At 59.4% G+C, this 6159-nt stretch carries 6 protein-coding genes and 1 pseudogene; 6 read left to right on the top strand and 1 reads right to left on the bottom strand.

All coding sequences use genetic code 11. From position 1 onward, the window contains the following. A pseudogene (locus GSQ83_RS12520) lies at positions 1–504 on the top strand (hypothetical protein); the annotation flags it as partial. 159 nt (positions 505–663) lie between these two features. On the opposite strand, the gene GSQ83_RS12515 reads toward GSQ83_RS12520, so the two are convergent. Further along, positions 664–1068, bottom strand: a complete 405-nt coding sequence (locus tag GSQ83_RS12515; protein ID WP_158803231.1) for a GFA family protein — start codon at positions 1066–1068, stop codon at positions 664–666. Between the two features lie 490 nt (positions 1069–1558). On the opposite strand from GSQ83_RS12515, the gene GSQ83_RS31235 reads away from it, so the two are divergent. From GSQ83_RS31235 to GSQ83_RS30880, 5 genes are all read left to right on the top strand, one after another. Further along, positions 1559–2326 carry an ArdC-like ssDNA-binding domain-containing protein gene (locus tag GSQ83_RS31235; RefSeq protein WP_158803230.1) on the top strand — a complete coding sequence of 256 codons (768 nt, stop codon included), beginning with the start codon at positions 1559–1561 and terminating at the stop codon, positions 2324–2326. A 37-nt stretch (positions 2327–2363) separates the two neighbouring features. Then, the gene (locus GSQ83_RS12505; protein ID WP_216850093.1) at positions 2364–3614 is read left to right on the top strand and encodes a site-specific integrase; all 1251 of its coding nucleotides are present in this window, start codon (positions 2364–2366) and stop codon (positions 3612–3614) included. Further along, complete coding sequence (locus tag GSQ83_RS12500; protein WP_158803229.1) at positions 3611–4558, top strand: tyrosine-type recombinase/integrase; 948 nt, start codon at positions 3611–3613, stop codon at positions 4556–4558. Before GSQ83_RS12505 ends, GSQ83_RS12500 begins: the two co-directional genes overlap by 4 nt. Then, positions 4555–5550 (top strand): tyrosine-type recombinase/integrase, encoded by a 996-nt coding sequence (locus GSQ83_RS12495; RefSeq protein ID WP_158803228.1) that lies wholly within the window; start codon positions 4555–4557, stop codon positions 5548–5550. Before GSQ83_RS12500 ends, GSQ83_RS12495 begins: the two co-directional genes overlap by 4 nt. A 61-nt stretch (positions 5551–5611) precedes the next feature. Beyond that, on the top strand, positions 5612–5986 hold the full coding sequence (locus GSQ83_RS30880) for a zincin-like metallopeptidase domain-containing protein (protein WP_158803278.1): 375 nt from the start codon (positions 5612–5614) through the stop codon (positions 5984–5986). Positions 5987–6159 lie beyond the last annotated feature (173 nt).

Raw genomic sequence — 6159 nt, 5'->3', positions numbered from 1 at the left:
TCTGAGGCCCTTCACGTCGCCGGCTGGTCACGGGAGGAAATCCGCGAAACGCTCGGCATCCAGTTGGAGCCGATGATAGCCGATCCACTGCCGCTTTTGGCGGGCTTTGAGCCCTGGCAGCCATGGCCGCCCCGCCGTGCCGCGGCATTGTTTCTTGCCAAACTCAGGGAACTCACGAGCGGGACCCATAGTGGGGCCCCTGCCGATCTGACCGCGGCGATCAAACGCGAGGCTAAGATCGCATCATTGGGCGCTGCATTCTCCCACTTGCCCGCAGATACGCGCGGGCAATGCATGATTCCGCCGACGGGCGACAGTCTCAACGACATTTTCGTCCATATCGAATTCGGGGAGGCGTCGCGCCAGCACCTCGAAGGTACAATCGTCGATGGTGCGCGAGACGGTGACGGAGAATGGCTGCTGGATGAACAGTTCACCGTGTTCACAACCAATGAAGAACTCGTCCAAGTGTTGGGTCAGGAGTGTCATGTCGAGGTTCGATGACATTGCATGCCCGGGGGGCGTGGCGCGGCAGGACGTTTATCGAACCAACGGTCAAGATCTGACACTCGATATCCAAGAGCGAGGGGTTCGCTCGCATTCAATTTCGGTCGTCCAAGACCAAGGACACTCATCGCAAAGCGTTCATTCCAAACCTGCTCATCACTCAATAATGCGAGCCTCCTGCACATAGCCGAAGGCGCCCCTGCCCGGCCAAGCCCGTCCGTCAGGATAGCGCAATTCTATCCCGGCGAGGTCCTTCTCATCCGCAAGGCGCATATTGACGCCTATCTGGCTATTCCCAAACTTCGATATGGCGCTTGCGGTTAGAATAAAATGTGTCGTTGATCCACAATGTGCACAGAAATGGATTTCTGCAGCCGGATCTTCCTTGTCTTCCCGGCTATATCCTTTCGTCGCGCCCACGACGCTGACTTCCGAGGGATGGAAATAGGCCCAGCGGGCGCCGGACTTGCTACAAAGCGTGCAGTTGCACTCGTTGATGAAATCCGGTCGCTTTGAGATGTCGACATGGATTTGGCCACAGAGGCAAGAGAGCTTCAACATTCCCAATGTCATATCAGCGGAGCTGCTCGCCTGGTAGAGGCAGTCCGATTTCCACGTTCATGCGGTTCCAGCTCGGCCGCGCCGGCCCAAGCCAAACAGAATTGACGTCATGTTCCACGCAGGATTCGTACTTGCTAGTTCAGGCGCGGACCAGGAAGAGACCGTCGCAACGGACGACATTGCTGACTATGACCCTCGACGGACTCTTTATCGGCGCCGCCGCCATCCAGACCTTGGCCGGTTGGCGGCATTCTGCTGAGCGCGCCATACTCGCGATGATTGGCTGCTCACCGGACGGCCCATGGGAACGAGAATGCCAAGAAGAAAATTGCGAGAACACTGAAGATGGCTACCGCGTGTCGGCCGCCGGCGGCAAAGGGCGGGTCCTCGGCGCAAGCGCCTGCGGTCCCGCGCTAGCGCGCGCCCTTGCACCGGCGGCCGACACGCGGGGCGGGGATGGGGTTGAGACAGAACCCTGGAGAATATCCCGATGTTGAAACACCGCAACACAACACAGCACTCGAATCATCGCGATCACTATCAGGAGGTGACGGACCGAATCATCGGCGCGCTCGAAGCGGGCATCCGGCCGTGGCGCCAACCTTGGAAGAGTGGCTCACCTGGCATGCCAATCAATGCCACGACCGGACAGCCTTATCACGGCATCAACGTGTTGGTGCTAGCAATGACGTCGTTCGCGCTCGGCGGCGACCCACGGTTCAGTTCCTTCAAGCAGGCAGCCGACCGCGGTTGGCAAGTACGCAAAGGCGAACGCGGCACGACAATATTTTTCTTCAGGCGCATGTTCGTTGAAGATCGCAACGCAGCGCCCGAGGCGGAAGATCGCACGAAGGCCGTACCCGTGTTGCGGACCTTCACCGTTTTCAACGGTTCCCATATCGAAGGCATCCCGGCGTATGTCGCGCCAAGCGCCGTAGAGGCTCCCTGGCGCCGACCCGAAGCGGCCGACATCATTCTGAGCAATAGTAAGGCCGTCATCCGGATAGGCGGCGACCGGGCCTTCTACAGCCCATCGCACGACTTCATTCAGCTGCCACCGCCCGCTTCTTTCGAGAGCCCTGTGGCATTCGCGAGCGTCGCCCTTCATGAAGCATCACATAATGCCGCGTCGCGTATTATGCCGCTTGACCGATTAGACCGCCCATCCAACCGTAAACAAGGGATCAATGACGTCGGCATAATCCTGCGGCCTTCGGCGCGAGCGCGGCGCCGGTTTGGCGCCGGCCGACTGTACTGAAAGGTTCGTTCCGTTCTGCAACCAGAAAGGAACGACTGTGACATCACAATACGAGAAGACCGACGCGGGCGCTGACACCCCAGGTTGGCTGCGACCTCATCGCCAACGGTTTATAGAAGATCTCAGTGGCTTGGGTTATGGGCCCGACACACTGAACCGCTACGGAGAGGTGGCTTATCGCTTTTGTGTAGCGGTCGAGAGTCGCGCTCTCGGCGCCCATGATCTTGTCGGGTCTCAGATCGAGGATCTTCGCGCCGCCGTAATCGACGCGACAGCCGCGATCTACCGGACGAACACGCGTTTTTGCCTCAATCGCTTTATCAATCATCTCGTGGCTGCGGGGGTGGCGCGTCTGCCAGAACCGCCGCCGAAGGTGCTAACAGTGCTGGAACTTTTACACCAGGAATACGACGCATATCTCCGCAACCAGCGCGGGCTGAGCGACAGCACGATCTACGATTGCCACCGCTTCATGGACCGCTTCATGGCCTTCCGGTTTGGCGAGGTCATCGGCAATCTCAATGACATATCGCCGGACGACGTTGTCGCGTTCCTGTGCAAAATCCGGGGCGGCGATAAACCCTATAGGGACAAGACGCCGCCTTCGCACCTGCGGGCGATGTTTCGGTTCCTGTTCTGGAGCGGCAAGACAACATGCGATCTGGTGAACGCTGTCCCTCGCGTCGCGCAACCTCCGCAAAGCCACCTTCCCAGATATCTGCGTCCCGAGATCGTCGAAAAATTGATTGCGTCAGTCGGGTCCGATGATCCGGTCGGACGCCGCAACTATGCGATGCTTTTGCTCGTCGCCCGCCTCGGCTTGCGGGCGCCAGAGGTCATTGCGATCCAACTTGATGACATTGACTGGCGAACCGGTGCGATCCTCATTCGAGGCAAAGGCAAGCGGCACGATCGCATGCCGCTGCCCAAAGACGCCGGCGAGGCAATTGTCGACTACATTCGGAATGGGCGGCGGGGTAGCTCGCGTGTCTTGTTCGTTTCCAATAAGGCGCCGTTTTTACCCTTCGTCGATGCACAGATCCTGAATTTTATAATTCGCGGTGCGTTTGATCGGATCGGCCTGGAATTGCCACCGAAGTACGTCGGATCCCACGTTCTGCGGCACAGCCTGGCAACCGACATGCTACGCAAGGGGGCCTCTCTCGATGAGATCGGCGACGTGCTGCGTCATCGGTCGCGTGTCTCGACGACCATCTACGCAAAGCACGATATCGAGGGCTTGCGGTCGATCGCGCGTGAATGGCCGGAACAGGGAGATCGGTCATGACCGCGTTGTCGCAACGTCTCGATAAGTATCTCTCGGTTCGCCGCAGCCTCGGCTACAACCTTTCGTTCGCGGGCCGTGTTCTACGCGGCTTCGCCGCGTTCGCTGATCGGGAAGGCGCAGATCATATCACCGTCGGCTTGTTCTTGCGCTGGAAGGATGCTTTTGGCGCGGCGAACAACAACACATGGTCCGCGCGGCTCAGCATGGTTCGTGGCTTTGCGGGCTGGCTACAGGGCTATGACGCGCGAACCGAAGTGCCGCCGCCCGGATTGATCGCGGGCAAACTACGCCGGACGCGGCCTTACATCTACTCGGGCGCCGAGGTCTCCACGATCGTAGCGCGTGCAGCAAGGCTGCCATCCCGCTACGGCCTCAGAGGCTGGACCTGCTCGACCTTGTTCGGTCTGATCGCTGTTACCGGGTTGCGGATTAACGAGGCCATTGGACTCGATGATGATGACGTCGATCTTGGCGAAGGTGTCATCACCATAAGGCGGGCCAAGAGCGGCAAGGCACGCTTTTTGCCCGTCGCTCCGAGCTGCGTTGCGAAGCTTCGAGCATACCACGTTGAAAGAACTAGGCTTCTCGGGGCGGGCCCGGGCGCATTTTTTCGAATGGACGATGGCAAGCGTCCGACGGACTGCACAGTACGTTACAATTTCGCCCAGGTCTCACAAGATATTGGCCTGCGCCAGACGGAACGTTTTCGCAGGCACGGACGTGGCCCGCGGATTCATGACCTCCGGCATACGTTCGCTGTCATGACAATCATGAGATGGTATCGAAGTGACGCTGATCCTGACCGAGAGATGATCAAGCTCAGCACTTATCTCGGCCACTCCGAACCGGACAATACCTACTGGTATATTGAGGCCGTGCCCGAGTTGTTGCAACTCGCTTCAGAACGCGCGGAGCGATCCCTGGCGAGGGGAGCATCGGCATGAACACCCATTCTTTGGCGCCATACCTGCAACGATTCTTCGTGGAAAGGCTCGGGACGCAGCTGAAAGCCAGCCCGAATACCATCTCAAGCTATCGGGATACGTTCCGCCTGCTACTGAAATTTGCCGCTGGCCGCCTGCACCGGGAACCGACAGCACTTCAACTGGCGGACATCGACGCAGAGCTTGTCGGCGCGTTCCTGGCCGACATCGAGGCGACGCGCGGCAACGCTGCCCGGAGCCGGAATACGCGCCTGGCAGCGATCCGCTCGTTTTTCAAATATGTTGCGGTTAATGAGCCACAACTGCTGCACCACAGCCAGCGCGTGCTCGCCATGCCTTCGAAGCGCCATGAGAAAAGAGCCGTCGACTACCTGACGCGTGCCGAGATCGAAGCCGTCATCGCCGCGCCGGATTTGTCGACATGGTATGGCCGTCGTGATCGTGCGTTGCTGGTGCTCGCGTTGCAGACCGGACTACGCGTCTCGGAGTTGATCAACCTGTCTCGGGGCGACGTCATGCTCGGCGCAGGCGCGCACGTCCGATGTATGGGCAAGGGACGCAAGGAACGGTCGACACCAATCCGCAAGGACAGTTTGAAGGTTTTGCGTGATTGGCTCGCCGAGCGCGGAGGTGCAGAAAGCGATCCAGTGTTTGTCAGCATTCGGGGCGACCGTTTCAGCCGGGACGCCGTTGAACGCATCGTACGGAAGCATGTGGAAACGGCTGCCGGCCAATGTCCGAGCCTGACAAAAAAGCGGGTGACACCTCACGTGCTTCGACACAGCGCCGCCATGCAGCTTCTGCAGAACGGCGTCGACCGCACCGTCATCGCGCTCTGGCTCGGCCATGAGTCCGTCGAGACGACGCAGATGTATATCCATGCCGACATCGAACTGAAGGAAAAAGCGATGGCAAGAACGGCGCCAATAGCCGCATTACCGGGACGCTATAAGCCGGATGACCAGTTGCTGGCCTTCCTGGAAGCTCTCTGATTATGCCGATACGCCGCGCCGGTGAGCCACGTCGTTTCAGGCAAAAGCGCATCGGCGCGGCATAATCCCGAACGCGGCATTATGTGATTTATGCCGATATCGGCATAAATCACACTGGACAGGCGGCAAGGATCGGCTCGATCGCGGTTTATCGAGCCGCTTTGGGTCAGCCGCCTACGCTCAAGAAGAGCTTCGCGCTGAACTGGCGTCGGTTTTTCTCGGCAAAGTCCTCGATCTGCCGAGCGATATACCGAACCATGCGAGCTACCTCGGATCCTGGATAGAGACGTTGAAGGCTGACAAGCGCGAAATCTTCCGAGCTGCCTCCGACGCACAGCGTATCGCCGACTACCTGCTGGCCTTTCATCCGGACTACGCAGTCCAGGCCGACATCAGCACCGAGAGCGAGGCACCCCATACTGCGCTGGCGGCGTAGCGCCATGGCCGACGGCCCAACGGCGCATGACGATGACCAGCCGATCGCCACGCTTCGCGTTTAGCGCCGGCAGCCAAGACCGTGGCGGCCACGTCACGAGCATCCTCTGCCGTCCTCGACATCCAGCACAACACAATTGTGGAACGGAGAATAGATGGAGAATGGAGGGCATG

This window comes from Acidisoma sp. L85 (genome assembly GCF_009765865.1).
GTDB lineage: Bacteria > Pseudomonadota > Alphaproteobacteria > Acetobacterales > Acetobacteraceae > Acidisoma.
Note: the sequence above shows the minus strand (reverse complement) of the source record. Positions and strands in the feature narration are given on the sequence as shown.